Annotated in this window: 24 protein-coding genes; 17 read left to right on the forward strand and 7 right to left on the reverse strand. The window is 43.1% G+C overall.

The window, feature by feature from the left end; all coding sequences use genetic code 11:
• The first annotated feature begins 44 nt into the window (after positions 1 to 44).
• Genes DFP77_RS10675 through mobA form a run of 3 tightly spaced genes read left to right on the forward strand, consistent with a single transcriptional unit; the run spans position 45 to position 4,364 of the window.
• A complete protein-coding gene (locus tag DFP77_RS10675) occupies positions 45 to 2,744 on the forward strand; it encodes a nitrate reductase (RefSeq protein ID WP_114412277.1) in 2,700 nt (899 codons plus the stop codon).
• A complete protein-coding gene (locus DFP77_RS10680) occupies positions 2,741 to 3,775 on the forward strand; it encodes a glycosyl transferase family protein (RefSeq protein WP_258861128.1) in 1,035 nt (344 codons plus the stop codon). Before DFP77_RS10675 ends, DFP77_RS10680 begins: the two co-directional genes overlap by 4 nt.
• 13 nt (positions 3,776 to 3,788) lie before the next feature.
• Complete coding sequence (gene mobA, locus DFP77_RS10685; RefSeq protein ID WP_114412278.1) at positions 3,789 to 4,364, forward strand: molybdenum cofactor guanylyltransferase; 576 nt, start codon at positions 3,789 to 3,791, stop codon at positions 4,362 to 4,364.
• Here mobA and DFP77_RS10690 read toward each other — a convergent pair whose 3' ends face one another.
• From DFP77_RS10690 to purM, 3 genes are read right to left on the reverse strand one after another with little or no spacing between them, the layout of a single operon-like run.
• Positions 4,365 to 5,093 (reverse strand): DUF3108 domain-containing protein, encoded by a 729-nt coding sequence (locus tag DFP77_RS10690; protein WP_114412279.1) that lies wholly within the window; start codon positions 5,091 to 5,093, stop codon positions 4,365 to 4,367. It abuts the gene before it with no gap.
• A 13-nt stretch (positions 5,094 to 5,106) separates the two neighbouring features.
• Positions 5,107 to 5,760: a phosphoribosylglycinamide formyltransferase gene (gene purN / locus DFP77_RS10695; RefSeq protein WP_114412280.1), complete on the reverse strand. Its 654-nt coding sequence runs from the start codon at positions 5,758 to 5,760 to the stop codon at positions 5,107 to 5,109.
• Positions 5,757 to 6,815, reverse strand: a complete 1,059-nt coding sequence (gene purM / locus DFP77_RS10700; RefSeq protein ID WP_114412281.1) for a phosphoribosylformylglycinamidine cyclo-ligase — start codon at positions 6,813 to 6,815, stop codon at positions 5,757 to 5,759. The genes purN and purM overlap by 4 nt, the downstream gene beginning before the upstream one ends.
• A gap of 116 nt (positions 6,816 to 6,931) precedes the next feature.
• Between purM and DFP77_RS10705 the strand changes: the two genes are divergently transcribed.
• Both DFP77_RS10705 and DFP77_RS10710 read left to right on the forward strand, forming a co-directional pair.
• Positions 6,932 to 8,017, forward strand: a complete 1,086-nt coding sequence (locus DFP77_RS10705) for a DUF2066 domain-containing protein (RefSeq protein WP_114412282.1) — start codon at positions 6,932 to 6,934, stop codon at positions 8,015 to 8,017.
• Complete coding sequence (locus DFP77_RS10710) at positions 8,018 to 8,248, forward strand: hypothetical protein (protein WP_114412283.1); 231 nt, start codon at positions 8,018 to 8,020, stop codon at positions 8,246 to 8,248.
• Positions 8,249 to 8,332: 84 nt separating this feature from the next.
• Here the strand turns inward: DFP77_RS10710 and gltA are convergent, their stop codons facing one another.
• Positions 8,333 to 9,616: a citrate synthase gene (gltA, locus tag DFP77_RS10715; protein WP_114412284.1), complete on the reverse strand. Its 1,284-nt coding sequence runs from the start codon at positions 9,614 to 9,616 to the stop codon at positions 8,333 to 8,335.
• A 573-nt stretch (positions 9,617 to 10,189) separates the two neighbouring features.
• Between gltA and sdhC the strand changes: the two genes are divergently transcribed.
• From sdhC to DFP77_RS19680, 12 genes are all read left to right on the forward strand, one after another.
• On the forward strand, positions 10,190 to 10,567 hold the full coding sequence (gene sdhC, locus DFP77_RS10720; RefSeq protein ID WP_114412285.1) for a succinate dehydrogenase, cytochrome b556 subunit: 378 nt from the start codon (positions 10,190 to 10,192) through the stop codon (positions 10,565 to 10,567).
• Positions 10,561 to 10,908, forward strand: a complete 348-nt coding sequence (gene sdhD / locus DFP77_RS10725) for a succinate dehydrogenase, hydrophobic membrane anchor protein (protein WP_111606188.1) — start codon at positions 10,561 to 10,563, stop codon at positions 10,906 to 10,908. Before sdhC ends, sdhD begins: the two co-directional genes overlap by 7 nt.
• Before the next feature lie 3 nt (positions 10,909 to 10,911).
• Entirely contained in the window at positions 10,912 to 12,684 is a 1,773-nt protein-coding gene (sdhA, locus tag DFP77_RS10730) for a succinate dehydrogenase flavoprotein subunit (protein WP_114412286.1), read from the forward strand.
• Between the two features lie 12 nt (positions 12,685 to 12,696).
• Positions 12,697 to 13,401 carry a succinate dehydrogenase iron-sulfur subunit gene (locus tag DFP77_RS10735; RefSeq protein ID WP_114412287.1) on the forward strand — a complete coding sequence of 235 codons (705 nt, stop codon included), beginning with the start codon at positions 12,697 to 12,699 and terminating at the stop codon, positions 13,399 to 13,401.
• Between the two features lie 374 nt (positions 13,402 to 13,775).
• Entirely contained in the window at positions 13,776 to 16,613 is a 2,838-nt protein-coding gene (locus DFP77_RS10740; protein ID WP_114412288.1) for a 2-oxoglutarate dehydrogenase E1 component, read from the forward strand.
• Positions 16,614 to 16,646: 33 nt separating this feature from the next.
• Entirely contained in the window at positions 16,647 to 18,191 is a 1,545-nt protein-coding gene (gene odhB, locus DFP77_RS10745) for a 2-oxoglutarate dehydrogenase complex dihydrolipoyllysine-residue succinyltransferase (RefSeq protein WP_114412289.1), read from the forward strand.
• Between the two features lie 85 nt (positions 18,192 to 18,276).
• The gene (gene lpdA / locus DFP77_RS10750) at positions 18,277 to 19,716 is read left to right on the forward strand and encodes a dihydrolipoyl dehydrogenase (RefSeq protein WP_114412290.1); all 1,440 of its coding nucleotides are present in this window, start codon (positions 18,277 to 18,279) and stop codon (positions 19,714 to 19,716) included.
• Between the two features lie 90 nt (positions 19,717 to 19,806).
• The gene (sucC, locus tag DFP77_RS10755; protein ID WP_114412291.1) at positions 19,807 to 20,973 is read left to right on the forward strand and encodes an ADP-forming succinate--CoA ligase subunit beta; all 1,167 of its coding nucleotides are present in this window, start codon (positions 19,807 to 19,809) and stop codon (positions 20,971 to 20,973) included.
• Positions 20,974 to 20,975: 2 nt separating this feature from the next.
• On the forward strand, positions 20,976 to 21,848 hold the full coding sequence (gene sucD / locus DFP77_RS10760; RefSeq protein WP_114412292.1) for a succinate--CoA ligase subunit alpha: 873 nt from the start codon (positions 20,976 to 20,978) through the stop codon (positions 21,846 to 21,848).
• Positions 21,849 to 21,922: 74 nt separating this feature from the next.
• Positions 21,923 to 22,132: a cysteine-rich CWC family protein gene (locus DFP77_RS20030; RefSeq protein WP_114412293.1), complete on the forward strand. Its 210-nt coding sequence runs from the start codon at positions 21,923 to 21,925 to the stop codon at positions 22,130 to 22,132.
• A 70-nt stretch (positions 22,133 to 22,202) separates the two neighbouring features.
• Positions 22,203 to 23,429, forward strand: a complete 1,227-nt coding sequence (lhgD, locus tag DFP77_RS10770; RefSeq protein WP_114412294.1) for an L-2-hydroxyglutarate dehydrogenase — start codon at positions 22,203 to 22,205, stop codon at positions 23,427 to 23,429.
• Positions 23,430 to 23,528: 99 nt separating this feature from the next.
• A complete protein-coding gene (locus tag DFP77_RS19680; RefSeq protein ID WP_220235534.1) occupies positions 23,529 to 23,999 on the forward strand; it encodes a hypothetical protein in 471 nt (156 codons plus the stop codon).
• A gap of 78 nt (positions 24,000 to 24,077) precedes the next feature.
• Here DFP77_RS19680 and DFP77_RS10780 read toward each other — a convergent pair whose 3' ends face one another.
• From DFP77_RS10780 to DFP77_RS10790, 3 genes are read right to left on the reverse strand one after another with little or no spacing between them, the layout of a single operon-like run.
• On the reverse strand, positions 24,078 to 24,500 hold the full coding sequence (locus tag DFP77_RS10780) for a nucleoside-diphosphate sugar epimerase/dehydratase (protein ID WP_239544017.1): 423 nt from the start codon (positions 24,498 to 24,500) through the stop codon (positions 24,078 to 24,080).
• A gap of 3 nt (positions 24,501 to 24,503) precedes the next feature.
• Complete coding sequence (locus DFP77_RS10785; protein WP_114412295.1) at positions 24,504 to 25,187, reverse strand: response regulator; 684 nt, start codon at positions 25,185 to 25,187, stop codon at positions 24,504 to 24,506.
• Entirely contained in the window at positions 25,184 to 26,782 is a 1,599-nt protein-coding gene (locus DFP77_RS10790; RefSeq protein ID WP_181858533.1) for an ATP-binding protein, read from the reverse strand. Before DFP77_RS10790 ends, DFP77_RS10785 begins: the two co-directional genes overlap by 4 nt.
• Between the last annotated feature and the right edge of the window lie 133 nt (positions 26,783 to 26,915).

Genomic DNA, 26,915 nt, shown 5'->3' on the forward strand with positions numbered 1-26,915 from the left:
GGCCTTTTTTTGTCTTTAAAAAAGTAAACGTGTGAGGAGTTTCCATGACGGCAACGATGATGACAGCAACAAGTGCTAAAACGACTTGTCCATATTGCGGTGTTGGATGTGGCGTAAATCTGACTCTTCCATATTCGGCAAATGAAGCGGTTCCACCAGTGTCTGGTGACTTGGAGCATCCGGCTAATTTTGGGCGTTTATGTGTGAAAGGCAGCAGTCTTGCGCAAACGATCCAATCGGATGATCGCTTATTAACGCCTATGGTTGGTGGTCATCCTGTTGCTTGGGAATCGGCTATTAAAACAGTAAGCGCGAAAATTGCTCAAGTCGTAAAAGATCATGGCCCTGACGCTTTTGCTTTTTATCTGTCTGGTCAAATTCTCACTGAAGATTATTACGTGGCAAATAAGCTTGCCAAAGGTTTTATTGGTACTGCCAACGTGGATACCAATTCTCGTCTGTGCATGGCGTCTGCCGTGGTTGGCTACAAACGCGCCTTTGGCTCAGACACTGTGCCTTGTAATTATGAAGATCTAGAGCTCTGCGATTTATTGATTATGGTTGGGTCGAATGCCGCATGGACACATCCGATTTTATATCAACGTATTGCCGCAGCGAAAAAACAGCGCCCTAACATGAAGGTGGTGGTAATTGATCCAAGAGAAACAGCGACTTGTGATATTTCAGACTTGCATTTGGCGATTAAGCCTGGAAGTGACGCGGCGATTTTTTCCTTCCTATTAAGCGATTCCGTTCAGGCTGGCATTTTGGATCAGGGCTTTGTTGCGAATCATACCAATGGATTTAAGGCTGCTTTAGCGCAAGCGAATGAGTCGACACCGAGTTTATCTTTGACGGCAGATTTTTGTGAGGTCAGTGAGCAAGATTTAGCAAGTTTAGTTGACTGGTGGCGTGACACGGCAAAGACTATCACCTTTTATTCTCAAGGGGTGAATCAGTCTTCCTCTGGCGTTGATAAATGCAATGCGATTATTAATTGTCATTTGGCCACTGGGCGTATTGGCAAAGAAGGCGCTGGACCTTTTTCTATTACGGGTCAACCTAATGCGATGGGCGGGCGAGAAGTTGGCGGCTTGGCCAATCAATTGGCTGCTCATATGGACTTTGCCACACCGGGTGCACAGGATTTGGTGCAGCGTTTTTGGCAAGCGTCGAATATGGCAACAAAGGACGGTTTAAAAGCCGTCGACTTATTTCAGGCCATGGAGGAAGGCAAGGTCAAAGTGGTGTGGATTATGTCGACTAATCCCATGGTGAGTTTACCTGATACCGCTCAAGTCCGACGCGCGCTGGAAAAATGCGAGCTGGTGATTGTCAGCGATTGCAAGGCACATACGGATACAACTGCCATGGCGGATGTTCTATTTCCTGCGACGGGCTGGAGTGAAAAAGACGGTACGGTGACGAATTCAGAGCGCCGTATTTCTCGCCAACGAGGTTTATTACCTGCACCAGGTGAAGCCAAGCATGATTGGTGGGCAATCTGTGAAGTCGCCAAAAGCCTTGGTTTTCAGTCAGCGTTTTCCTATCAAAGTGTTCATGAAATCTTTGCAGAGCATGCCGCTTTGTCGGCCTTTGAAAATAATGGCAGACGTGATTTTGATATTGGTCATTTTAGCCAGATAAGTAAGGCTGAATATGACGCACTTATTCCAGTGCAATGGCCTGTGCCAGAAGGTCGACCTGAAGGCACCAAGCGCATGTTTGAAGATGGGCGTTTCTTTACCTCAGATGGGCGAGCACGATTTATTGCGATTACACCAAGTTTTCCAAAGAGCCGAGCTTCACAAGAATGGCCTTTCACCTTAAATACCGGACGAGTACGAGATCAGTGGCACACCATGACGAGGACAGGAGATGCTGCGTCTTTAGCTAAGCATACAGCGCAACCCTATGTAGAGATTCATCCCAAAGATGCGAAACGTCTTGCTATTAAAGATAAAGCCTTAGTGCGTCTTACTTCACCGTACGGAGAGGCTTTGCTAAAAGCTAAAGTGAGTCGAGCGGTTGCGCTTGGCAATGTGTTTGCTCCTATTCACTGGACGCAACAATTTGCCAATGCGTCTGTGGTATCAAACCTTATCCCGCAGGTGGTTGATCCTTTGTCAGGGCAGCCAGAATCTAAACATGCTCAGGTACGGCTAGAAGCGGTAGGTGGTATTTGCTATGGCTTGATTATCTCAGCTGTGCCGCTTGTCTTATCGGATTGTTTGTATTGGTGCCAAGTACCTTCTGAGCGAGGTTATCACTACGAAGTAGTTTGGCCTAGCGGACAAACGCAAGCTTCGCTTAAGTTAATAGATGTAGGGCAGAGTCAAGATCTAGCTGAAAAAGCAGAATGGCTGGAGTATTCAAATCCAATCACACAGCAAATTCGATTGGCCAAGTTGGTTGATCAAAAACTTACCTTGCTTATATATTCGCATCCGCAGCCAGAATCACTCGTGGCCGATTGGTTAATCTCTAAGTTGGCAATAAATACGTCGCTGTCAGCACAAGATCGTTTGGCAATTTTGGTGGGCATTCCAGCAAACCTTGAAGATAAAGGTGACATTGTTTGTTCTTGTTATCAAATCGGTAGCAAGCAAATTGAAAAGGCTGTTACGTCAGGTGTTTGTTCCGTGGATGGATTGGGAGCCAGGTTGAAATGTGGTACCAATTGCGGCTCTTGTCTCCCTGAATTAAAACGTTTTATTCCCACTGTGGCGGAGTTATCAGTATGACTGACAGAGCAAGTATTAGTACAGCCATCAGAATGGGCAGCGACTTCACGCAATACGTGAAAATCTTAGGGCGGGGAAAGAAGGGGGCACGAAGTTTAACAGTGGAAGAAGCTGAACAAGCAATGAGCTTGATGCTGTCAGGCAAGGTTGCGCCAGAACAGTCAGGTGCATTTTGGATGTTGATTCGAATTCGTGAAGAGACTGTAGAGGAAACTGTTGGTTTTACCAAGGCGACTAGAGACTATTTATCGAAAAAAGAAGCATTGGGAATTAAAGTTGATTTGGATTGGCCGGCTTACGCAGGTAAGCGCAATGAGTTGCCTTGGTTTTTACTAGCGGCGCTTGCACTCGCTAATACAGGGATCAAAATTGTGATGCATGGACATACATTTGAAGGGGAAAATCGAATGTATGTAGAGCATGCTATTAATCAATTGGGATTAGCTGTTTGTCATTCCAGAACTCAGGTAACACAAGAGCTTGAAGTTAGGTGTTTTGCTTATATGCCGTTGGCTGAAGTAGATAAACTGTTAGGCGGCATGATGGATCTTAAGTACGTATTGGGTTTACGTTCGCCAGTGAATACCGTGGTGCGTATGATGAATCCTTTTTCTGCTGATCACAGTGTTCATGGAGTATTTCATCGTGGCTATGATCAGCTGCATCTTTCTGCTTGTGAGCAATTGGCCGATGCGTCAGTGTTGGTATTTCGTGGTGGTAATGGCGAAGCGGAAGTGAACCCTGAGCGAGATGTTACCTTGGGTAAGTGGCAAAATGGCGTTGCCAGTTGGTCAGATTGGCCAAAAGCTGAAAAAGAACATAAGCGCTTAAAAGACAATTTGGATTTGTCACGATTAACGGATCATTGGCGAGGAGATCAACTTGATCAATTTGGTGAGCAAGCTGTACGGCAAACCATTGCGTCAGTTGCTGGACTTCTTTATGGTGTGACTTCCCATGAAGAGTGTCTTGTTTTAGCTGATGAAATTTGGGCCAAACGAGATAAAAGGTATTTTGATACTGTTTTGTAGAAGAGAAAGTAGTATGGCGTTTATATCTTTATCAGCAGCAGTGCTTGCTGGCGGAAAAGCAGAGCGAATGTCTCGTCAAGATAAAGGTTTGTTACTTTACCAAAATGAACCTATGGCCTTGTTAGTTGGTCGGGCTTTGCAGCAGGTAGCGGAGTTTGTGTTTATTAATGCAAATCGAAATGTCGAACAATACGCTGAACTTGGTTATGAGGTGATAGTTGATAATCAAAATTATCAAGGAAAAGGGCCTTTATCGGGTTTAATGTCTTGTTTAGCCATTGCTACAACATCGCATTTATTGGTTTCTCCTTGCGATACACCACGTATTAGTGGAGCGGCATTTGCAAGGTTAAAAGAGGCGAGTGTATCTGTACCTGATCGTATTCATTATTTATATGGCATTTCAGGAGCACATCCTTTGCATGCGATTTTACCTGTTGCAGAAACACGGGTGTCGTTGAAGGCATTTCTTAATACTAAAAACCGCTACAGTGTGATGGCTTTTTATGACTATTTTGGTTGTGATACCGTCATGTGGGATAGGCCCGAGCAACTCTTAAATGTGAACACACCTCAGGATCTAGCGTGACTATTTAAGTGACTCAATGTCCAAGTGGTAGGACTCGCCATCCTCTTGGTGTTCTAGTTTTACAAGTAGGTAATCCAATGAAGGGGCAAACCAGAACGAGGTTTTTTTACCTTTTTCAAGATTATCGGTGCGGATGATCTTTATGGCTGAAAGGCGGCCAAGGTTAGTATTAACAGTCTCCATTTTATCGCGTTTGAAACTCCAGCTTTTTATGTAGCCGCCATCCGCTATTTGATAGTCAAAGTCGCTCTTGCCAAGTTTTAGGTCTTGTCGAACTTGTAACTGTATCGACAGCTTGTCGAGTGTGCCTGGGCTAATTGAAAGATTCCATGGCTTGTTTTTAACGTCATTGCGAACAAGGTTGTTTTCCCAGTCGAAAGTAAGAGTTGCGCTTCTTTTTTTTCCTAAGGCTGAGCTTTTATATTGGTATTTAGTTGGAACAATTTGCTGGTCTTTAACCTTAAAAACAGACGATTCATTTAGAGATGCGATTAGGCTATCAGCCGTAAAAGTGAATTTCCAAGAATTATTGTCTTGTTTTATTAAAGTTTGTTTGCCTTCTACTTTTAGGCTGATGCCTTTTTTCCATACAGTGCTATAGACGGCAGAGTAGGGCTTTAGAAAGGTTTCTATGGGGGGAGGTGTAATTTCTGTTGTCGAAGAAAAAGAAAGCATGGGAATACTCATAAAAATAGCCATCAACAACATTGGAATTTTACGAGCTCTCATACTTTCTCCTACATCATGTTAGTGCTTTGTGATAAAGAATACCGCTTTCAGGCAGTCGATTCTTATCAAAAAAAGCCTTTCCGTCTTGGAATGTTAGTCTTTCTTCACTGAACCATTTAACAGCCAGCGGGTAAATAATGTGTTCCAAGGCGTGGACTTTATTCGCTAAGGTCTCAGCTGTCTCTGCTTTGGTAATTTCTGTGCGTGCTTGTAATACAACGGCACCAGCATCCAATTCTGGGCTAACAAAGTGAACTGATACACCGTGTTCTTTTTCATTTGCATCAATTGCACGTTGGTGTGTATCTAATCCTTTGAACTTCGGTAGTAATGATGGGTGAATGTTTAACATTCTACCGTCATAATGTTTCGCAAATGCTTCAGTTAAAATACGCATAAAGCCAGCAAGAACAACCAGTTTTGGCTGATATTGATCAATTAGAGCTTGCAACTCTGTATCGAACTCTTCTCTACTGCTGAATGATTTATGGCTAAGAGTATGAGTGGGAATGCCTGCATTCTTCGCTCGTTCTAGGCCATAAGCATCGGCTTTATTACTAATAACAGCGCAGATTTTGGTATTAAGTTGCCCTTGCAAGCTTTGATCAATCAAAGCTTGCAAGTTGCTGCCGCTGCCAGAAATTAAGACAACGATTGGAAAACTCATGCCTGCGACTCTAGATCAGAGATCAAGACATCTTTACCACCGTTGCGTGGACAAATCTCACCGATAATCCAAGCGTTTTCGCCTTCAGCTTTTAGAATGGCAAGTGCTTCGTCTGCTTTTTCTTCGTCAATAGACAATATCATGCCGACGCCGCAGTTTAGAACACGGTACATTTCTTCTTGCTCAACATTTCCTTGTTCTTGTAACCAATCGAACAAGGCAGGGCGTTTCCAGCTTGCTGCATTGATACGAGCCGCTGCATCTTCAGGAAGAACGCGAGGAATGTTTTCAAGTAAGCCACCCCCGGTGATGTGAGCTAGCGCATTTACAGAGATTGATTCCATCAACTTAAGGATAGACTTCACATAAATGCGAGTCGGTACCATAAGCGCATCTTTTAAAGCAACACCATCGATGTCTTGGTGTAGGTCTGCTTTGCTGACTTCAAGAATCTTACGAATAAGTGAGTAGCCATTAGAGTGTGGACCAGATGAACCTAAAGCAATGAGCTTGTCGCCAGCTTTTACATTGCTGCCGTCAATGATGCTTTCTTCTTCAACTACGCCAACACAGAATCCAGCTAGATCGTAATCGCCATCGTGGTACATGCCTGGCATTTCAGCTGTTTCGCCGCCAACAAGTGCACAGCCTGCTTGTAGGCAGCCTTCGCCAATACCAGTCACAACGTTTGCAGCAACATCAACGTCTAGCTTGCCTGTAGCGTAGTAATCTAGGAATAATAGCGGCTCAGCACCGGCTACTACTAGATCGTTAACACACATTGCAACTAGGTCTATGCCGATTGTATCGTGCTGATTAAGGTCCATTGCTAGACGAAGCTTAGTGCCAACACCATCGGTGCCAGAAACAAGAATGGGATTTTTGTATTTCGTTGGGAGGCGAGTCAAGGCGCCAAATCCACCCAAGCCACCCATTACTTCAGGGCGACGAGTTTTTTTGCTTACGCCTTTGATGCGTTCAACAAGTTGATTTCCGGCGTTGATATCTACGCCTGCGTCTTTATAACTAATGGATGGTTTATCCGACTTGGTCATTGCCTATGCCTTATCATGGTACGAGGAAAAAAATGCATTTTAGCATAGTGGCGCATTAGGGCTATGGTTCTTTGCAATTAAGACAGTAGAATAGGCAAATAAACGAAGGAAGGGTTATGAATTCTCGTATATTTTTACTACTTATTAGTGTTTTTTGTATTTCGTCAGCTAATGCGGTTCCTGTACAGGGGCTTTATAGTGCTGAAATTAATTTACCAGTGACACAATCTGAGTCTCAAATGCTCAATGAAGCGTTTAGTTTGGCTGCTGAGAGTGTGTTGATTAAAGTGTCGGGAGATAAAGACGCTATATCTGGTGATTTGCTTGCGCAGGCTAAAAAACAAGCCTCAACTTGGGTGGCACAGCATTCTATTGCTTCCTTAAGTGAACTCTTGCCATTTGATGGTGGCTTTGTTCCAGGCAAAAAAATTAAGGTGGCTTTTTACCAAGAGTCTATTGATGGTTTTTTATCTCAGAATAATCTACCTGTATGGGGAGATAATCGACCTTCGGTATTGGTATGGTTGGTGACAGAGAAAAATGGTGTAAGAGCCCTTTCTGGGTCAAGAGCGCCATCAGAGGCTTTGAGTCAATTCGCTCAGTCAGCCAGCGCGATAGGGGTTCCTATCTATGCACCTTTATTTGATGATGTGGATCAGAAAAATCTATCTGTGTCTGATGTGTGGGGCTTTTTTGAAGATAGCATACAAGCAGCAAGTAGGCGTTATCAGACAGACTCAGTTGTGGCGTTAAAAGTAAGTGACTTTGCAGGACAGATTGAAGGTAACGCTTTGGTGCTGTTGAAAAATGGTGAGGCTGAGCGATTTTCATTACAGGGTGAAACACTAAATGATGTTGTCGATCAGGCCGGTACGCGACTAGCTAAAGTTTTTTCATCTCGTTATGCCTCTGTTCGTAATGGTGGGTCTGCAAGCAAATTGAATATTCAGGTCGTTGGTGTGACAAACTACGACATCATGAATAAAGTGCAATCCTATTTGGAAAGTATTGGTTTGGTGCGTGATATAAGCTTGGTTCAGGTAGAGGGTGAAAAAGTCGAGTTTTCTGTAGTCATAGATGGCGATAAGCAGAAACTATTCAATAGTATTTCGTTGAGTCGATTGCTTATAAATGCCCCGTTAAATGCGTTAGATCCTGATGCGAACAGAGTTGTGTCTTATCAATATGGTGGAGTGAATTAAATGATAGATCCATTGGATGAAGGTGTTACAGCGCGGGATTTCTCAGCGCGACCCGTGGAAGAGCAAAATGATTTTTTGTCTCAAACGTGGTGTAACCACTGTATGGAAGTTGACTTGGGGATGGTCAACCCTAAGGAATTTGAGTCGAAAGATCGAGTTTGGATCGAAGGTGAATGTATTAAGTGCGGTCAATCAACGATTACTGAAATTGTTGAGGATGACGAAGAGTAGAACTGACGTTATCGGAGAGTTGGCCCATAAAAAACCGCGTTATATAGAATATATAGCGCGGTTTTTTTGTATCAACCTAAGGAATTATTTTTCAGTAGGGTAATCGCGTTCAGGTTGGCCAACATACAACTGACGAGGGCGGCCAATTTTGTATGGACCACTGATCATCTCGTTCCAATGAGAGATCCAGCCGATAGTACGGGACATAGCAAAAATCACAGTAAACATACTGGTTGGGATACCAATTGCTTTCATGATGATGCCTGAGTAGAAGTCAACGTTAGGGTAAAGTTTACGCTCAACGAAGTAAGGGTCCTCTAGGGCAATTTGTTCAAGGCGTTTTGCAATTTTCAGTAATGGGTCATTAGACTGGCCTAATTCTTCCAATACCTGGTCGCAAGTTTCACGCATTACTTTGGCGCGTGGATCAAAGTTTTTATAGACACGATGACCAAAGCCCATTAGTCGGAACGGGTCGTTCTTATCTTTTGCTTTTGCGATGTATTCATCAATGTTTTCAACATCACCAATTTCTTCAAGCATAGTCAGTACAGCTTCGTTGGCACCACCATGAGCAGGTCCCCAAAGTGTTGCAATGCCAGCGGCAATACAAGCGAATGGGTTTGCGCCTGATGAGCCGGCTAAGCGCACTGTTGATGTGGACGCGTTTTGTTCGTGGTCTGCATGAAGAATAAAGATTCTATCCATTGCTTTAGCAAAAACTGGGTTAACAACATAATCTTCACAAGGATTTGCAAACATCATGTATAAGAAATTTTCTGCATAAGATAGATCGTTACGTGGGTACATAACTGGTTGATCTTTAGAGTACTTGTAGCAGATAGACGCCAACGTAGGCATTTTAGATATAAGGCGGAATGCCGCAATTTCACGATGCTTCGGATTGTTGATATCCATGTGGTCTTGGTAGAAAGCTGACAAAGCACCAACTAGGCCACACATAATAGCCATAGGGTGAGCGTCATTTCTAAAGCCTTCGATGAACTTGTGCATTGATTGGTTCACCATAGTGTGTTTGCCAACCGTTTTTTCAAATTCTGCTTTTTGGGCTTTATCAGGAAGTTCTCCATAAAGTAACAAATAGCATGTTTCTAGATAGTCTGAATGCTCTGCAAGTTGGGCAATTGGGTAGCCGCGATGCAAAAGTATTCCTGCGTCTCCGTCTATATAGGTAATAGAGGATTCACATGAGCCGGTAGACATAAAGCCTGGATCGTAGGTGAATACACCGTTAGCACCTAAGCTGCGAACGTCTACAACGTCTGTGCCTAAAGTACCTGAAAGAACAGGAAGTTCGATAGCTTTATCGATCCCATCCACTTTGAGTAGCGCTTTTTTATCAGCCATTTATGGTCTCCTTCGTATTCCGGTTCTGAGCTAAAAGGTCGTATATTGACACCGTCTAGTCCAGAAGGTGCGGAAAAAATACTGTTTCTAGGCTATAAAAGTCAATCTTGTTCACTTGCACTCTATTTACATACTGGTGTGTTATTTTGTAATTATCTGACATAACGGTGAGGTTTGTTAAGAAGTGAATTATATGTAATTCGATTTAAGTTATTGAATAATATGGAAAATAAATTATTTTTCATGTGTGATTTTTATGTAATTTTATACCATTATTGTTTGGAGTTATGTCTACATTCATTTGCTGAATGGTGACCATTGAAAACCTCTTGTTCAGTCTATTTGTCTTAGTATTTTTCGCTGGTCTATAATTGCGCCTCAGACGATTTCATTGATTTGCTGATGCTAATGGATAAAAGAAAGTCGCTTTTAAACATTTGTTGGCAAATCGATGAGATTTTCAAAGTAGGCCTATGACGTGTCAATATTACTCTGATTAAGATGTAAAAGAAGGCGCGTATAGACATTGGGTCGTGATTGACCATTCAATCGATAAAAATGGTGTAAATAGTCGTGAATAAAAAAAGACCAGTCAACCTTGATATTTCAACAATATCAATGCCCGTCACTGCAATTGTGTCTATTCTTCATCGTATAACAGGAATTATCCTTTTTGTGGGGTTAGCTTTCTTGTTTTATGCGTTCGATCTTTCTCTAGAATCTCAGGAAGGTTTTGATCAGGTAGTCAACGCTTTGCAAACTAACTTCTTGGTGAAGTTTGTTATCTGGGGTGTTGTTTCTGCATTGATGTACCATTTCGTAGCAGGTGTTAAGCACTTGTTTATGGATATGGGTTGCTTTGAAGAATTAGAAAGTGGACGTAGTGCTGCTATCGCAAATATTGTGATTGCTGTGGTTCTTATTGTGTTAGCAGGAGTTTGGATATGGTAACTCAAATCACAAGTTTTGGTCGTTCAGGCCTATATGACTGGATGATGCAGCGTGTATCTGCCGTTGTATTGTCATTGTACACCGTTTTCATTATCGGTTATTTGCTGCTTAATCCTGATCTTACATACGATCAGTGGAGTGCTCTGTTTGAAGCAACATGGATGCGCATCTTTAGTTTGATGGTGCTTCTATCTATTGGTATGCATTCTTGGATTGGTTTATGGTCTATTTCAACTGACTATATTAAAGCAACCGGTGCTCGTTTCTTTTTTCAATCTCTATGCGGTCTTGTAATGTTTATTTACATCGTATGGGGTGTTCAGGTTCTTTGGGGGCTATAAGTAATGGCAAATATTCGTACTATTTCTTTTGATGCCATTGTTATCGGTGGCGGTGGCGCAGGTATGCGTGCTGCGCTTCAGTTAACTGAGTCTGGTTTAAATACGGCATGTGTTACTAAAGTATTCCCAACTCGCTCACACACTGTATCTGCTCAAGGCGGTATCACGTGTGCAATTGCAAGTGATGACCCAAATGATGATTGGCGCTGGCACATGTATGACACCGTAAAAGGGTCAGATTACATCGGTGACCAAGACGCTATTGAATACATGTGCTCTGTGGGGCCGCAGGCTGTTTTTGAACTTGAGCACATGGGGTTACCATTCTCTCGTACTGAGCAAGGTCGTATTTATCAGCGTCCATTTGGTGGTCAGTCTAAAGATTTTGGTAAAGGCGGGCAGGCCGCTCGTACCTGTGCTGCAGCTGACCGTACGGGTCACGCTTTGCTTCACACTCTTTATCAGGGCAACCTTAAAGGTGGTACTACTTTCCTTAATGAGTGGTATGCAACTGATTTAGTTAAAAATAACGAAGATGCTGTTGTTGGTGTTATCGCTATCTGTATTGAAACAGGCGAAACTGTTTACCTAAAAGCGAAGGCGACTGTTATTGCAACAGGTGGTGCTGGTCGTATCTTCCAGTCAACGACTAATGCACACATCAATACTGGTGATGGTGTTGGTATGGCATTGCGTGCTGGTTTCCCTATGCAAGATATGGAAATGTGGCAGTTCCACCCAACAGGCATTTACGGTGCAGGTACGCTTGTAACGGAAGGTTGCCGTGGTGAAGGTGGTTACCTAATTAATAAAGACGGCGAGCGTTTCATGGAGCGTTATGCGCCAAACGCGAAAGACCTTGCAGGTCGTGACGTGGTGGCTCGTTCAATGGTTCTTGAGATTCTTGAAGGCCGTGGTTGTGGCCCTGATGGTGATCACGTATTACTTAAACTTGATCACTTGGGTGAAGAGACTCTAAACAAACGTTTGCCAGGCATCCTTGAGCTTTCTCGTACCTTTGCTCACGTCGATCCAGTGAAAGAACCTATTCCTGTTATCCCTACTTGTCACTACATGATGGGTGGTATTCCAACAAACATCGGTGGTCAGGCGCTTAAGCAAAATGATGCCGGCGAAGACATCATTATTGATGGTCTTTATGCATGTGGCGAAGCGGCTTGTGTATCTGTTCACGGTGCTAACCGTCTTGGCGGTAACTCGTTGTTAGACCTTGTTGTTTTTGGTCGTGCAGTTGGTTTGCATGTTAAAAAATCTCTAGATGAAGGTTTTGAGTCACAGGATGCTGATGACACAAATGTAGAGAAGGCAATGTCTCGCTTGAATCGTTTGAATGGTTCAAATGGCGGTGAAAGTGTTGCTGCGGTGCGTGCTGATCTACAGCGTGTTATGCAACTTTACTTTGGTGTCTTCCGTGATGGTGAGGCTATGCAGACAGGCTTGGCTCAGCTTAAAGAAATTCGTACACGTGTTGAGAATCTACATCTTGAAGATAAGAGTCAGGCATTTAATACCGCACGTATTGAAGCGCTTGAACTTGAGAACCTTTTGGAAGTAGCTGAAGCAACAGCTATTCCAGCGGAATTCCGTAAAGAGAGTCGAGGTGCTCATGCGCGTAATGACTTTACCGAACGTGATGATGAAAACTGGTTGAAGCACTCTTTGTTTCATCCAGTAGGTAAGAACGTGACTAAGCGTGAAGTAAACTTCGCTCCAAAAACCATGGAAGCTTTTCCACCTAAGATCCGTTCATACTAAGGAGTTATATCAATGTTGGTTAGTATTTATCGTTATAATCCTGAAGTGGATGATGCTCCTTACATGCAGGACTATCAAATCGAGTTGCCAGAAGGTAAAGACCTAATGGTGCTTGATGTGCTGAACTTGTTGAAAGCGCAAGATCCTAGCATCTCTTACCGTCGTTCATGCCGTGAAGGTGTGTGTGGTTCTGATGGTATGAATATGTCTGGTAAGAATGGCTTGGCTTGTATTACGCCAGTATCCGAAGCTGTTAAGAAAGGTAAGCTTGTGCTTCGTCCTTTGCCTGGCTTGCCTGTTGTTCGCGATCTTGTTGTGGATATGGGACAATTCTATAAACAGTATGAAAAGATTCGTCCTTTCTTGATTAATGATGAGCCTGCACCTGCAATAGAGCGCTTGCAAAGCCCTGAAGAGCGTGAAAAGCTTGATGGCCTTTACGAATGTATTTTATGTGCTTGTTGTTCAACAGCATGTCCATCTTTCTGGTGGAATCCAGATAAGTTTGTTGGTCCGTCTGGTTTGCTACAAGCGTACCGCTTCTTGGCTGATAGCCGAGATACAGCGACGCAGGAGCGTCTTAGTGATCTAGATGACCCATTTAGTGTCTTCCGTTGCCACGGTATCATGAACTGTGTAAACGTTTGTCCTAAAGGGTTAAATCCTACTAAGGCAATTGGTAATATTCGTTCTATGCTGTTACAAAGAGCGACCTGATAGTTATTAGTGTGGTTATCCAGTGTTATTTGGACTGACTGCGCGCAATCGGCGGCTTGAAGGTTTGTTCAATGCCGCCATTTTTGCATATTCTAATGTAGAGAATGCAACGAAAAGAATTTAAAATTCGACCTTTGCGAACATGGATGTACTAAGAAAAACCGCTAACTTAGTAATTATGGAATTAGGATGTGGCATTTTTTTGAATGTGATGTTCTTAGTGGTTTAGTATTGAACGTAGAAGGGCGAAAGTAGCTGGAAATAAACAAAAAATCGAGGCTTTAATAGCCTTACGGGCCTGATAAAATGATCGATCTTATTATAGATTGAGACCGGGACCCCGGTAGCTGGCTCGAACATAAGGGTGATCGAGAATGCACGAAAGTTTAATGGAGTTGCTGTGGAGCACCTCTCATTTTTCAGGTGGAAACTTGGAATATGTTGAAGGGTTGTTTGAAAGCTACCTCGTCGATCCGAACTCAGTGTCGGAGGAATGGCGTAAATGTTTTGATCAATTGCCTCGTGTAAGCGAAGCACAATCAACTGATCTTCCTCATTCCGTGATTCAAGAGCAGTTTCTACAGATTGGTAAGAACAAATTTCGCTCAATGCCTGTTTCTACAGGTCAGGTAGCAAGTTCTGATCATGAACAGAAACAAATCAATGTTCTGCAGTTGATTAACGCTTACCGCGTTCGTGGACATCAACACGCAACACTTGATCCACTTGGATTGCAAAAACGTGAGAAAGTCGCTGACCTAGATATTGGTTATCACCAACTAACTGGTGCAGATCTAGATACCACATTTAATGTAGGTTCTTTATTCTTTAATAAAGATGCACTTAAGTTAAGTGAGATCGTATCTGAGCTTGAAAAAACCTATTGCGGAAGCATTGGTTATGAATTTATGCACATTGTTGATACGCAAGAAAAGGCGTGGCTTCAACAACGTGTCGAATCTGTCCGTTCACATCCTGAATACTCTCAAGAGACCCGCGAAAACTTACTCGAGCGTTTGACTGCCGCTGAAGGTTTAGAGAAGTATCTTGCTAGCCGTTACCCAGGTGCAAAACGTTTTGGCCTTGAGGGTGGCGAAAGTTTGATCCCTATGGTGAATGAGCTGATCCAACGTTCTGGCGCACTTGGTGCGAAAGAGGTGGTGATCGGTATGGCTCACCGTGGTCGTCTCAACGTATTGGTGAACACACTAGGTAAAAACCCGAAAGACTTGTTTGACGAGTTTGAAGGTAAGAAATTGGTTAATACGTCTGGTGACGTTAAGTACCACCAAGGTTTCTCTTCTAATGTGATGACGGCTGGTGGGGAAGTTCATATTGCCTTGTCATTTAACCCATCACACTTAGAAATCGTTTCTCCTGTTGTTGAAGGCTCTGTTCGCGCTCGCCAAGATCGCCGTAAAGATACAACGGGTAAGACAGTTGTTCCTATCTCTATTCATGGTGATGCAGCATTTGCAGGCCAAGGCGTGGTTATGGAGACATTCCAGATGTCTCAGACTCGCGCTTACCGAACAGGTGGTACGGTACATATTGTTATTAATAACCAGGTTGGTTTTACCACTAACCGTCAGGAAGACTCGCGTTCTACTGAATATGCGACTGATGTTGCTAAAATCATTCAGGCGCCAATTTTTCATGTTAATGGCGATGACCCAGAAGCTGTATTGTTTGTTACTCAGCTAGCGTTAGATTACCGCTACGAGTTTGGTCGTGATGTTGTGATCGACATGGTTTGTTACCGTCGTCGTGGTCATAATGAAACAGATGAGCCGTCTGGTACTCAGCCATTGATGTACAGTATTATTAGTAATTTGAAAACAACGCGTACCCTTTACTCTGAGCGTTTGATCGCTGAGTCTGTTGTGACACAAGAAAAGTCAGATCAGATGGTAAGTGAAAATCGTGAAGATTTAGACAACGCTCGTCATGTTGCTAAGAGTCTTGTTCTTGAATCTCAGACTGGTTCATTTGTTGATTGGAAGCCTTATCTTGGCGTCGAATGGACGGATGCGGGCGATACAACTTATCCATTGGCTAAATTGCAGGAAGTCGCTAAGAAACTAACGACGGTTCCAGATGGTGTTGTGATTCAGCGTCAAGTTCAGAAGATTTACCAAGACCGCGATAAAATGACAGCAGGTGCTCTTCCTCTGAACTGGGGTTACGCAGAAACATTAGCGTTTGCAACCTTGCTTGAGCAGGATTATCCGATCCGTATTACTGGTCAAGATTCTGGTCGTGGTACTTTCTCGCATCGTCATGCGGTAATACATAGTCAAAAAGATGGCAGCACTTATATTCCACTGAAACATTTGTCAGAAGATCAGCCTACATTGGATCTTTATGACTCTTATCTTTCAGAAGAAGCAGTATTGGCGTTTGAATACGGTTATGCCAGCACATCTCCTAAAGGCTTGGTTATTTGGGAGGCACAATTTGGTGACTTCGCAAACGGTGCGCAGGTTGTAATTGACCAGTTTATTACCAGTGGTGAGCACAAATGGGGCCGCCTATGTGGTTTGACCATGTTGTTGCCGCACGGTTATGAAGGTCAGGGTCCTGAGCACTCATCTGCAAGGCTAGAGCGTTTCTTACAGCTTTGTGCTGAATATAATATTCAGGTTTGTGTGCCAACGACACCGTCTCAGATCTTCCATATTATCCGTCGTCAAGCGATTCGTCCTATGCGTCGTCCGCTGATCATAATGTCACCGAAAAGCTTGTTGCGTCATAAACAAGCGATTTCAACATTAGAAGATCTATCGGAAGGAAGTTTCAAAACGGTATTACCAGAATCATCTGAAACTGTTACTGCGGATAGCGTGAAGCGTATTGTCCTTTGTAGCGGTAAGGTATATTACGACTTGATTAATCGTCGTGAAGAGCTAGAAAAAGATGATGTTGCTGTGATTCGTTTAGAGCAATTGTACCCGTTCCCATACGCTGACCTTGAGTCTGTGTTAGAGCAGTACAAAAATGTTGAGAGCTTGGTTTGGTGTCAAGAAGAGCCGAAGAACCAAGGTGCTTGGCATGCCAATCGTCACCGTATGAATCGAGTATTGGAAAAACTGTATCCAGAATTGAAGATCCGCTTTGCTGGTCGAATTTCGTCAGCTGCACCAGCGGCTGGTTACATGTCAATCCATGTTGAAGAACAAGAAGCACTGGTCAACGACGCACTAGTTGGTTAGTACCATAGCCTGTCAAAGAGATAAGGGTATAAAATGAGCATTGAAATTAAAGCACCTACTTTTCCAGAATCTGTAGCCGACGGTACCGTTGCTACTTGGTACAAGCAGCCAGGTGAAGCCTGTGCACGTGATGAGCACATTGTAGACATCGAGACAGATAAAGTTGTCTTGGAAGTTGTTGCACCTGCTGATGGTGTGTTGAAAGAAATTTTGAAAGGCGAAGGCGACACTGTATTGAGTGATGAAGTGTTAGCTGTTTTTGAATCTGGTGCAGCAGCTTCTGCAGCACCAGCTGAAAAAACTGACGCGCCAGCTGAAAAATCTGCAGCACCAGCGGCTGCGACTTCTTCAAAAGAGACCGTTCAGATTAAAACGCCAAGTTTCCCTGAGTCTGTTGCTGATGGTACAGTTGCTACTTGGTATAAACAACCAGGTGAAGCTTGTACTCGTGATGACCATATTGTTGATATTGAAACCGATAAGGTTGTTCTTGAGGTAGTTGCACCTGCTGACGGTGTGATTGGCGAAATCTTGAAAAACGAAGGCGATACCGTTCTTAGTGATGAGGTTCTAGCTAACTTCTTGGTTGGGGCTTCTGGTTCAGAAGCAGCACCTTCACAAGCTGAATCTACTTCTACTGCAGAAGGCGATGAAGATGGCGTTGCGGGCCCTGCTGCTCGTAAAGCACTTTCTGAAGCTGGCCTAACTGTTTCTCAAGTTAAGGGTACAGGCAAAGGCGGTCGTATTACTAAAGAAGACGTTGAGGCTGCTGTTAAATCAAAATCAGCACCTGCTGCTGCCACTCCAGCTAAAGCTGCTCCAGCTGCAAAAGCTGCTTCTGCAGCGCCAACATCTACAGCGTTAGGTGCTGAAGGTCGTGTTGAGAAACGTGTTCCTATGACGCGTCTTCGTGCAACTATTGCTAAGCGTTTAGTTGAAGCTCAACAAACAGCAGCGTTGTTAACGACTTATAACGAAGTGAACATGGGTCCAATCATGGAACTTCGTAAAAAATACAAAGATGAGTTTATTAAGGCTCATAACGGCACCAAGCTTGGCTTCATGTCTTTCTTTGTAAAAGCAGCAACAGAAGCGCTTAAACGATTCCCAGCAGTAAACGCTTCTATTGATGGTAACGACATGGTTTACCATGGTTACCAAGATATCGGTGTTGCTGTTTCTACTGATCGTGGTCTAATGGTGCCTGTTCTTCGCAACACTGAAGCTATGGGTCTTGCAGACATTGAGTCTTCAATCATGGACTTCGCTCTACGTGGTCGTGATGGCAAGCTGGGTATGGACGATATGCAAGGTGGTACTTTCACCATTACTAACGGTGGTACTTTCGGTTCCTTGCTATCTACGCCAATCATTAATCCACCTCAAACAGGTATCTTGGGTATGCACAAAATCCAAGAGCGCCCAATGGCTGTGAATGGTCAAGTGGTAATTCAGCCAATGATGTATTTGGCCTTGTCTTATGACCACCGTATGATTGATGGAAAAGAAGCCGTGCAATTCTTGGTAACGATCAAAGACTTACTTGAAGATCCTGCACGTCTTTTACTTGAAATCTAAGTATTCGTACCAACTATTTTGTATGAATTGAATGCTAAGTGGCACTGTATGTGCTGCTTAGCTTGACTGAAAAATGGGACCTCTTATGTCTGATAAATTTGATGTTGTTGTAATTGGTGGCGGCCCTGGTGGTTATGTAGCCGCTATACGAGCTGCTCAGTTAGGTTTGAAAACAGCCTGTATCGAAAAATGGTTAGACAAAGACAATAAACCGCGCCTTGGCGGAACTTGTTTGAACGTTGGCTGTATTCCTTCTAAAGCATTGTTAGACTCTTCTCATAAATTCCATGACGCAAAAGAAGCTTATGGTGTCCATGGTATTAGCATGGGTGAAGTGTCTATGGATGTGAATGCCATGGTTGATCGTAAAGACAAAGTCGTTGATCAGCTAACTGGTGGTATTTCTGGCCTTTTCAAAGCAAACGGCGTTACTAGCTTTGAAGGTTTTGGTAAAGTTCTTGCGAACAAAAAAGTAGAATTCACCGCGCACGATGGCACAGTAACTGTTATCGAAGCTGATAATGTTATTTTGGCAACAGGTTCTGTTCCAGTAAACATTCCACCAGCTCCACGTACTGGCGATATTATCGTCGATAACGAGGGTGCACTTGATTTCCGCGCGGTGCCAAAACGTCTTGGTGTTATTGGTGCAGGCGTTATCGGTCTAGAGCTTGGTTCTGTTTGGGCGCGTTTGGGCTCTGAAGTTGTTGTTCTTGAAGCACAAGATTCGTTTTTGAGTGTATGTGACCAAGACCTTGCTAAAGAAGCTGCTAAAATCTTCAAGAAACAGCATTTAGACATTCGTCTTGGTGCTCGTGTTACTGGTAGCGAAATCAAGGGTGAAGAAGTTGAAGTGACTTACCTTGATGCAAAAGGTGAAGAGCAGAAGCAAACGTTCGATAAATTAATCGTTGCTGTTGGCCGTAAGCCATTTACTCAAGGTTGTTTCTCTGAAGATTCAGGCGTGAAGCTAGATGAGCGTGGTTTTGTCTTCGTTGACGAGCAGTGCCGTACTTCTGTGCCAGGCGTTTTCGCCATTGGTGATATCGTTCGTGGTCCAATGTTGGCTCACAAAGCGTCAGAAGAAGGTGTGATGGTTGCAGATATAATTGCTGGCCATAAAGCACAAATGAATTATGACTGCATTCCTTCCGTTATTTATACTCACCCAGAACTAGCTTGGGTTGGTAAAAATGAGCAAGAGCTAAAAGCAGAGGGTGTGAAGTTTAAAGTGGGTAAATTCCCATTTGCAGCATCTGGTCGCGCTATGGCGGCTAACGATACTGATGGTTTCGTTAAAATAATTGCTTGTGAAGAAACGGATCGCATTCTAGGTTGCCATATTATTGGTGGTCATGCGGCTGATTTGATCGCTCAAGCTGTTATTGCAATGGAATTCGGTTCTACAGCAGAAGATATCGCATTGACTGTATTTGCTCACCCAACAGTAAGTGAAGCAGTACATGAAGCAGCGTTAGCAGTAGATAACCATGCGATCCATATCGCGAACCGTAAAAAGCGTTAATAAAAATTAGATTTGCCGGCCAATGAGCCGGCAATTTCTGTCTTAACGGGCAGAGCTTATGTCAACCATTCAGATGAGCGGAAGAATCAAATGAACTTACATGAATATCAGGCTAAACAGCTTTTTGCTGAATACGGCCTGCCAGTATCTACAGGGTACGCAGTAGACACGCCAGAAGCGGCGGTTGAAGCAGCGAAGAAAATTGGTGGTGACAAGTGGGTTGTTAAAGCTCAGGTTCATGCTGGTGGTCGCGGTAAAGCAGGCGGTGTAAAACTTGTTGATTCTTATGAAGAAGTTGCTGCGTTTACAAAACATTGGTTAGGTAAAAACTTAGTTACTTACCAAACTGACGAAAACGGTCAGCCAGTTGCTAAGATTCTTGTGGAGTCTTGCACAGACATTGCAAACGAATTGTACCTAGGTGCGGTTGTTGACCGTTCTACACGCAAAGTTGTTTTCATGGCGTCTACTGAAGGCGGCGTTGAAATTGAAAAAGTAGCAGAAGAAACTCCTGAGCTTATTCATAAAGCGATCATCGATCCTCTAGTGGGTGCTCAACCTTACCAAGCGCGCGAAATGGCGTTCAAAATGGGTCTTAATGCTGCACAGATTAAGCAGTTCACTAAGATCTTCCTTGGTTTGTCTCAGATGTTCCATGACTACGATTTCGCACTTCTAGAAATCAACCCTCTTGTTATTACAGATGAAGGTAACCTTCACTGTCTAGACGGCAAAATCAACATTGATAGCAATGCTGTTTACCGCCAGAAGAAAATGCAAGAGTTCCACGATCCATCTCAAGAAGATGAGCGTGAAGCACATGCAGCACAGTGGGAACTTAACTACGTTGCACTAGATGGAAACGTTGGTTGTATGGTAAACGGTGCCGGCCTAGCAATGGGTACAATGGACATTGTTAACCTACACGGCGGCAAGCCAGCTAACTTCCTAGACGTTGGTGGCGGCGCGACGAAAGAGCGTGTTGCTGAAGCGTTCAAAATCATCCTTTCTGATGACAATGTTAAAGCCGTATTGGTTAACATCTTTGGTGGTATCGTTCGTTGCGATATGATCGCTGAAGGTATTATCGGTGCTGTTGAGCAAGTAGGCGTAAACGTGCCTGTTGTTGTTCGTCTTGAAGGTACAAATGCTGAACTAGGTCGTGAAGTTCTTGCGAACTCTGGTCTAGATATCATTGCTGCAGCAAGTTTGAAAGACGCGGCAGAGCAAGTAGTTAAAGCTGCGGAGGGCAAATAATAATGTCTGTTTTAATCAACAAAGATACTAAAGTAATCTGTCAAGGTTTCACTGGCGGCCAAGGTACTTTCCACTCTGAGCAAGCAATTGCTTACGGAACGAAAATGGTTGGTGGTGTAACTCCTGGTAAAGGTGGTCAAACTCACCTTGGCCTTCCTGTATTTAACACAGTTAAAGAAGCAGTAGAGCAAACTGGTGCTGAAGCATCTGTGATCTACGTTCCAGCTCCTTTCGTTAAAGACTCTATCCTTGAAGCAGCTAACTCAGGCATCAAACTGATTGTTTGTATTACTGAAGGCGTTCCAACTCTAGACATGCTTGACTGTAAAGTGGCTTGTGACAACCTAGGCGTACGTTTAATTGGCCCTAACTGTCCAGGTGTTATCACACCGGGCGAATGTAAGATTGGCATCATGCCTGGTCATATTCACATGCCAGGTAAAGTCGGTATCGTATCTCGTTCTGGTACCTTGACTTATGAAGCTGTTAAACAAACGACTGATGCTGGTTTCGGCCAATCTACTTGCGTAGGTATCGGTGGTGACCCAATCCCAGGGACTAACTTCATCGACGTATTGGAAATGTTCCAAAACGATCCACAGACTGAAGCGATTGTAATGATCGGTGAAATCGGTGGTACTGCTGAAGAAGAAGCGGCTGCTTACATCAAAGCAAATGTTACTAAGCCTGTTGTTTCTTACATTGCTGGTGTAACTGCACCTGCAGGTAAGCGTATGGGCCACGCTGGCGCAATCATCTCTGGTGGTAAAGGCACAGCTGATGAAAAATTCGCTGCTCTAGAAGACGCGGGTGTTAAAACTGTTCGTTCTTTGGCAGACATTGGTGCAGGACTTAAAGAAATCACTGGCTGGTAAGCTGGTACTTTAAGTACGACTGATGATAAAAATCCCTGCTTCGGCAGGGATTTTTTTTGGCTATAGGTGTTCAGATGAAGTGCCCTTTTTGTTTAAAAAATAATGGCTGCGTGCTTGATGAAAATCAGAATTGTTGGTGTTTCAGTGTTAGGGTGCCTAAGGACTTATTGGCGTATATTCCGTTAGAGCAAAAGGGAAGTGTTTGCGTGTGCCAAGAGTGTATTGAATTCTATCGTACCGATAAACTTGGTTTTTTAAAAGTATTCGACTTTGAGTCAAGATAGCTTTATTTTTTAATAGAGCATGTGGTTCGTTCTTTGAACGTGTTTTGACAACAATAAAAGGAATAAGGCAATGAGTGAGGCGTCAGGCGGCAGTGCTGTTTACGATATTACAGTGATAGGAGCGGGTATTGTTGGCCTATCAACCGCATGGCAGTTACAGCAGCGCTATCCTAAATACCGCATACTATTGATTGAAAAAGAAGTAGAAGTTGGCTCACATCAAACGGGTCATAACTCAGGTGTGATTCATGCTGGGGTTTATTATGCACCTGGCAGTCTTAAAGCAGATTTTTGTCAGCGAGGTGCGACAGCCACAAAAGCCTTCTGCCTTCAGTACAATATCAAGTTCGATGAATGTGGCAAGCTACTGGTCGCAACAAATATCGCTGAGCAAGAGCGTATGGAAGCTCTGTACTTACGCTGTCAAGAAAATAACTTAGAAGTATATAAGCTAGGTCAAGCAGAGCTTAAAGAGCGTGAGCCGAATGTAAAAGGCCTTGCTGCACTTTACGTACCTTCTACTGGAATCGTAAGCTACCGAGAGATTTGTCAGAAGCTTGCTGACCTTTTTGTAGGGAAGGGCGGTGAACTGCGTCTAGGTACAGAGGTGGTTGGTCTTGATGAAAGCCACGAACGTGTGGCGATCACATTGAACAATGATGTAGTGAATACCTCTTATTTGGTCAGCTGCAGTGGCCTGATGGCAGATCGGTTGACTAAGATGCTAAATATACCAACTGACTTTCAAATTATTCCATTTCGTGGCGAATATTACCGCTTGCCAACAAAGCATAATCAGATTGTAAATCACCTTATTTATCCTATACCTGATCCTGACTTACCATTTTTAGGGGTTCATTTGACTCGTATGATTGATGGTTCTGTAACGGTAGGTCCAAATGCCGTACAAGGTTGGAAACGAGAAGGTTATGGTCGAATTAACATCAACCTTCGTGACGTATTTGATATGGTGCGCTTCCCAGGGTTTTGGAAGTTACTGATGAATCATTGGAAAACAGGGCTAATGGAGACTAAAAACTCTTGGTATAAACCGGGCTATTTAGCGCAAGTACAGAAATACTGTGACCTTGTTTCATTAGATGATTTACAGGAATATCCAGCTGGAATACGAGCTCAGGCAGTGATGAAAGATGGCAGCTTGGTGCATGATTTTTTGTTCGCTCAAAGTGCTCGAACCTTACATGTATGCAATGCACCTTCCCCAGCAGCCACCAGTGCATTTCCGATAGGAGAATACATTATTAATAAGCTAGACGACCAAATTACGTCAGTTTAGCAGAGCGAAAGTATTGTGAAATAAAGATGGCTTAGTTTGTATTGTGTAAGTGATTCAAGCTAAAGTGATTAATGTATAAATCACTGATAAGGAATAAGTATGACTGGTTTAAAGAAAAATCTAGGCTTTACTCATTTGGCGCGAGGCATTGCAGCAGCGCTGCTTATTACTCAAGTGACGGCATGCGGCACATTACTTTATCCTGAGCGTCGCGGTCAAACAAATGGTCAAATCGATATCGGTGTCGCTGCATTAGATGCCATTGGCTTATTGTTTTTCTTTGTTCCTGGCGTTGTTGCATTTGGTGTGGATTTTGTAACTGGGGCAATATATTTGCCTGGCGGCGGAATGGCCAGCTTAACAGAAGATGAACTGAATAAGATTAAGAATGGCTCAGATTCAATTGACGTTGAAAAATTTAAAACTGTGATGGCGCAACGTAAAGATCTTGAGTTACCTAAAGATATTTATACGGATCAACTGAATATTGTCGCTATGTCATCGACTCAGTCACTTGAAACTGCAATGAGCTTGAATGGTCAGCGTGTCGCGTTTTCATCCGCTTACTAATCGACTTCGATACTACCAGTAGGGAAAGTGGGAAATATAGCGTTTAAAAATAGGACCAAGGAGATATTTTCCTTTGTCCTATTTTTTTATGCTCTCGTAGGCTTGGTAGACGATACTGTGCATTTTTTTGAGGTCCTGATGCTTTTCTAATGTAACTATTGATACTTTGGTTTTGATGATATCGTCCCAAATATTGTCTGCAATGTTGATTGATTCACCTGCTACCTGAATGATCATATCCACACCATGTTTGCGTATTAGGGCAGATACTTCACTGGGTGAAAATACCGTTACGCCATGGACGAGTGTTCTGTTATTCCAAGGTTCATCGTCTATAAAAGCGGTAATGCTAAGAGGTTGTTTAGACGTTTTGTTATTGTCGAGTAAGGATTTGGATAAAGCAAAGCAGAGATAGTCAATGCCAATAAAAATGACCTTTATTGGCATTGGTTTACGGGCAAAGCATTGAGGTAGTAGGCTCGTTAGCTGGTTTATCATCATGTTTTAAGCCGTCTTGGTGTAGCGTTGCTTTGGTCTACCGCCGGTTTTGTAATCTAACGTCATGCAAACATGCCCTTGATCTTCTAAATACTCAAGGTAACGTCTTGCCGTAATTCGGCTTAGATTGATCGCGTCACCCACCTCTTCTGCTGTGAAAGAGTGATCTTCTATGGTTTCAAGGTATTGATTGAGTTTTTCTAAGGTGTTCTCATCAATGCCTTTTGGGGTTTTTCGGCTACTATCTTGGGAAGAGCTTTTTCGGAACAGTGCGTCTATGTCTTGTTGATCGATTTTATTGTTTTTTGTTAGGCGTTTTTTAAAGTCTAAATAATCATCCAATGCCTGCAATACCCGAGACATGCGGATTGGCTTAACTAAATAATCGATTACCCCAAGCTGAATGGCTGTTTCGATAGTGGTGGTTTCTCTTTCCGCGGTTGTCATGATAAAAGCAGCATTGAAACCGCGTTGTTTTAGCGACTTCATCAGATCAATACCATTTCCATCAGGAAGCGTAATATCCACCATGATCAGTTCTGGTTCGAATGCTTCTGCTTTTAATTCCGCTTCAAGAATACCTTCGCAGGCTGCGACAACATGAAAATTATTGTGTTGGTTTACGGTGCTTTCTAATACATAGCTAGCACGCAGGTCATCTTCCACAATCATTACAGGGATACGACTCATTTTATTAGTGCTCGCTTATCTAAATAAATGCTAAACACAGTGGTGTTTACCTCACTTCGTTCCCAATCCAGACTTCCATGATATTGGTCGACGACTTTTTTAACCAAATATAAGCCAATACCATTTTGTTCTGTATTGTGCTTGCTGCTGACGCCAAAATCCAATATTCGGTTCTCTAGTTTTTCATCGACACCGGCACCACTGTCTTCTATTTGAATCATGATGTGAGCATTACGGTCACTAATATACAGCTTAACAAAAGGTGACGTAAGTAATCTGTTGGACCAAGCGGCCAATAAGGCGTTGTCGATTAGATTTCCTACTAATGTGACCAATGCTTCGTTGGTTTTAGATGGATATCTACCAAGCTGGCAGTCGCTTTCGATCAGCATTTCGACTTTTAGGTCTTTAGCTTTATTGTGTTTGGCGAAAATTAGCCCTGCAACAGCGCTGTTCTCAATAGTTTTGATGATGCGTCCTAATGCGACTTGATCGCCGTCGCTTTCCTGCTGAAGAAACTCAATCGCATCATCATAGTGTTCCGCCTGCAACATGCCGGATAACACGTTTAAGTGATTGGCATATTCATGGGTTTTAGCGCGCAACAAGTCGGCGTAGTTTTTTGTGGCGGTTAGCTCTTGTTCTAAGGATTTTTCACCGTGGTCTGGAAAAAATACAATGACATAGCCAATATCGCCTTTTTGAATTTTTATCGGATATAAAGTCGCAATGAACTCTAATTTTCCTAAATTAAAACGGTTTTGTGTAATTTGCCCTTGAGCTTCTAGGGCGAAGTGAGAAAGACTTTGTGATTGTTCACTCAATGGTTTACCTACAACCTGAGGGGCGTTCAGCACATTCATGGTTAGCCACTCAATTGCCATGCTGTTTATTGCCGTGATATTTTGTTCATGATCGATCGCTACAATGCCATCGCGAATACTGTCTAAAATTAATTCATGTTCTTTGAATTTTTGAACGATTTCTTCTGGTTCTAGGCTCAAAAAAGTTCGTTTGAGTTTTAGAATTAAAACCCCCGCAATGATAATACCGAGAAAATAGACAAAACCGACCAGTAGTCCTGCTTCTTGCAAATGTTTAAAAATTAATTCGCTGGTGGGTTGGGATAAATAGCCAATGCTAATAGCCCCAATAATTTGATCATCATTGCGTATGGTGACTGAATTTCGAATCGCTTGTCCTAGCGTACCGACGGCAACTTTTGTGTAATCTTTTCCTTGGTTTAGCGCTTGGTAAATATCATCACCTACAAAGCGCTTACCGACTTTTTCTGGCTCCGGATGGCTCAAACGAATCGAATTTTTATTAACAACAACAATGTAAGAGGCATCTGTTTGGGCGCGAAGCATTTCTATGTAATCTTGAATGTCATTAGGCTTGCCTTGGTTACTTAACTCGACTGCCTGAATGATTTTTTCATTGTGAGCTATTACTCGGCCGAGTTCTAGGCCCCGTTGGCTAATGCTATCTAAGTAGGATTTTTGTAGGGAATAACCCAGCACTACACCGACTGCCAGTACAATAAGAGTGATGGTGGAGAGCGTAATTAAGGCAAGATAAGACTTTAAGGTCATTCGCGTTTCTAGATCAATAAAATATGAAACGCGATTATACAGCATGCAGAAGGGCTACTAAACAAAAGGGAAAAGTCATAACGAGCTTTTACTGAATAAATTCATTTTAGACAGATTTATTTTACTATTTGTC

Origin of the sequence: Marinomonas foliarum (genome assembly GCF_003337275.1) — a bacterium.
GTDB lineage: Bacteria > Pseudomonadota > Gammaproteobacteria > Pseudomonadales > Marinomonadaceae > Marinomonas > Marinomonas foliarum.

Excerpts from the sequence above, each read along its gene's own strand:
- DFP77_RS10675 (WP_114412277.1), top strand. The coding sequence starts at position 45 with ATGACGGCAACGATGATGACAGCAACAAGTGCTAAAACGACTTGTCCA.
- DFP77_RS10680 (WP_258861128.1), top strand. The coding sequence starts at position 2,741 with ATGACTGACAGAGCAAGTATTAGTACAGCCATCAGAATGGGCAGCGAC.
- mobA (WP_114412278.1), top strand. The coding sequence starts at position 3,789 with ATGGCGTTTATATCTTTATCAGCAGCAGTGCTTGCTGGCGGAAAAGCA.
- DFP77_RS10690 (WP_114412279.1), bottom strand. The coding sequence starts at position 5,093 with ATGAGAGCTCGTAAAATTCCAATGTTGTTGATGGCTATTTTTATGAGT.
- purN (WP_114412280.1), bottom strand. The coding sequence starts at position 5,760 with ATGAGTTTTCCAATCGTTGTCTTAATTTCTGGCAGCGGCAGCAACTTG.
- purM (WP_114412281.1), bottom strand. The coding sequence starts at position 6,815 with ATGACCAAGTCGGATAAACCATCCATTAGTTATAAAGACGCAGGCGTA.
- DFP77_RS10705 (WP_114412282.1), top strand. The coding sequence starts at position 6,932 with ATGAATTCTCGTATATTTTTACTACTTATTAGTGTTTTTTGTATTTCG.
- DFP77_RS10710 (WP_114412283.1), top strand. The coding sequence starts at position 8,018 with ATGATAGATCCATTGGATGAAGGTGTTACAGCGCGGGATTTCTCAGCG.
- gltA (WP_114412284.1), bottom strand. The coding sequence starts at position 9,616 with ATGGCTGATAAAAAAGCGCTACTCAAAGTGGATGGGATCGATAAAGCT.
- sdhD (WP_111606188.1), top strand. The coding sequence starts at position 10,561 with ATGGTAACTCAAATCACAAGTTTTGGTCGTTCAGGCCTATATGACTGG.
- sdhA (WP_114412286.1), top strand. The coding sequence starts at position 10,912 with ATGGCAAATATTCGTACTATTTCTTTTGATGCCATTGTTATCGGTGGC.
- DFP77_RS10735 (WP_114412287.1), top strand. The coding sequence starts at position 12,697 with ATGTTGGTTAGTATTTATCGTTATAATCCTGAAGTGGATGATGCTCCT.
- DFP77_RS10740 (WP_114412288.1), top strand. The coding sequence starts at position 13,776 with ATGCACGAAAGTTTAATGGAGTTGCTGTGGAGCACCTCTCATTTTTCA.
- odhB (WP_114412289.1), top strand. The coding sequence starts at position 16,647 with ATGAGCATTGAAATTAAAGCACCTACTTTTCCAGAATCTGTAGCCGAC.
- lpdA (WP_114412290.1), top strand. The coding sequence starts at position 18,277 with ATGTCTGATAAATTTGATGTTGTTGTAATTGGTGGCGGCCCTGGTGGT.
- sucC (WP_114412291.1), top strand. The coding sequence starts at position 19,807 with ATGAACTTACATGAATATCAGGCTAAACAGCTTTTTGCTGAATACGGC.
- sucD (WP_114412292.1), top strand. The coding sequence starts at position 20,976 with ATGTCTGTTTTAATCAACAAAGATACTAAAGTAATCTGTCAAGGTTTC.
- DFP77_RS20030 (WP_114412293.1), top strand. The coding sequence starts at position 21,923 with ATGAAGTGCCCTTTTTGTTTAAAAAATAATGGCTGCGTGCTTGATGAA.
- lhgD (WP_114412294.1), top strand. The coding sequence starts at position 22,203 with ATGAGTGAGGCGTCAGGCGGCAGTGCTGTTTACGATATTACAGTGATA.
- DFP77_RS19680 (WP_220235534.1), top strand. The coding sequence starts at position 23,529 with ATGACTGGTTTAAAGAAAAATCTAGGCTTTACTCATTTGGCGCGAGGC.
- DFP77_RS10780 (WP_239544017.1), bottom strand. The coding sequence starts at position 24,500 with ATGATGATAAACCAGCTAACGAGCCTACTACCTCAATGCTTTGCCCGT.
- DFP77_RS10785 (WP_114412295.1), bottom strand. The coding sequence starts at position 25,187 with ATGAGTCGTATCCCTGTAATGATTGTGGAAGATGACCTGCGTGCTAGC.
- DFP77_RS10790 (WP_181858533.1), bottom strand. The coding sequence starts at position 26,782 with ATGACCTTAAAGTCTTATCTTGCCTTAATTACGCTCTCCACCATCACT.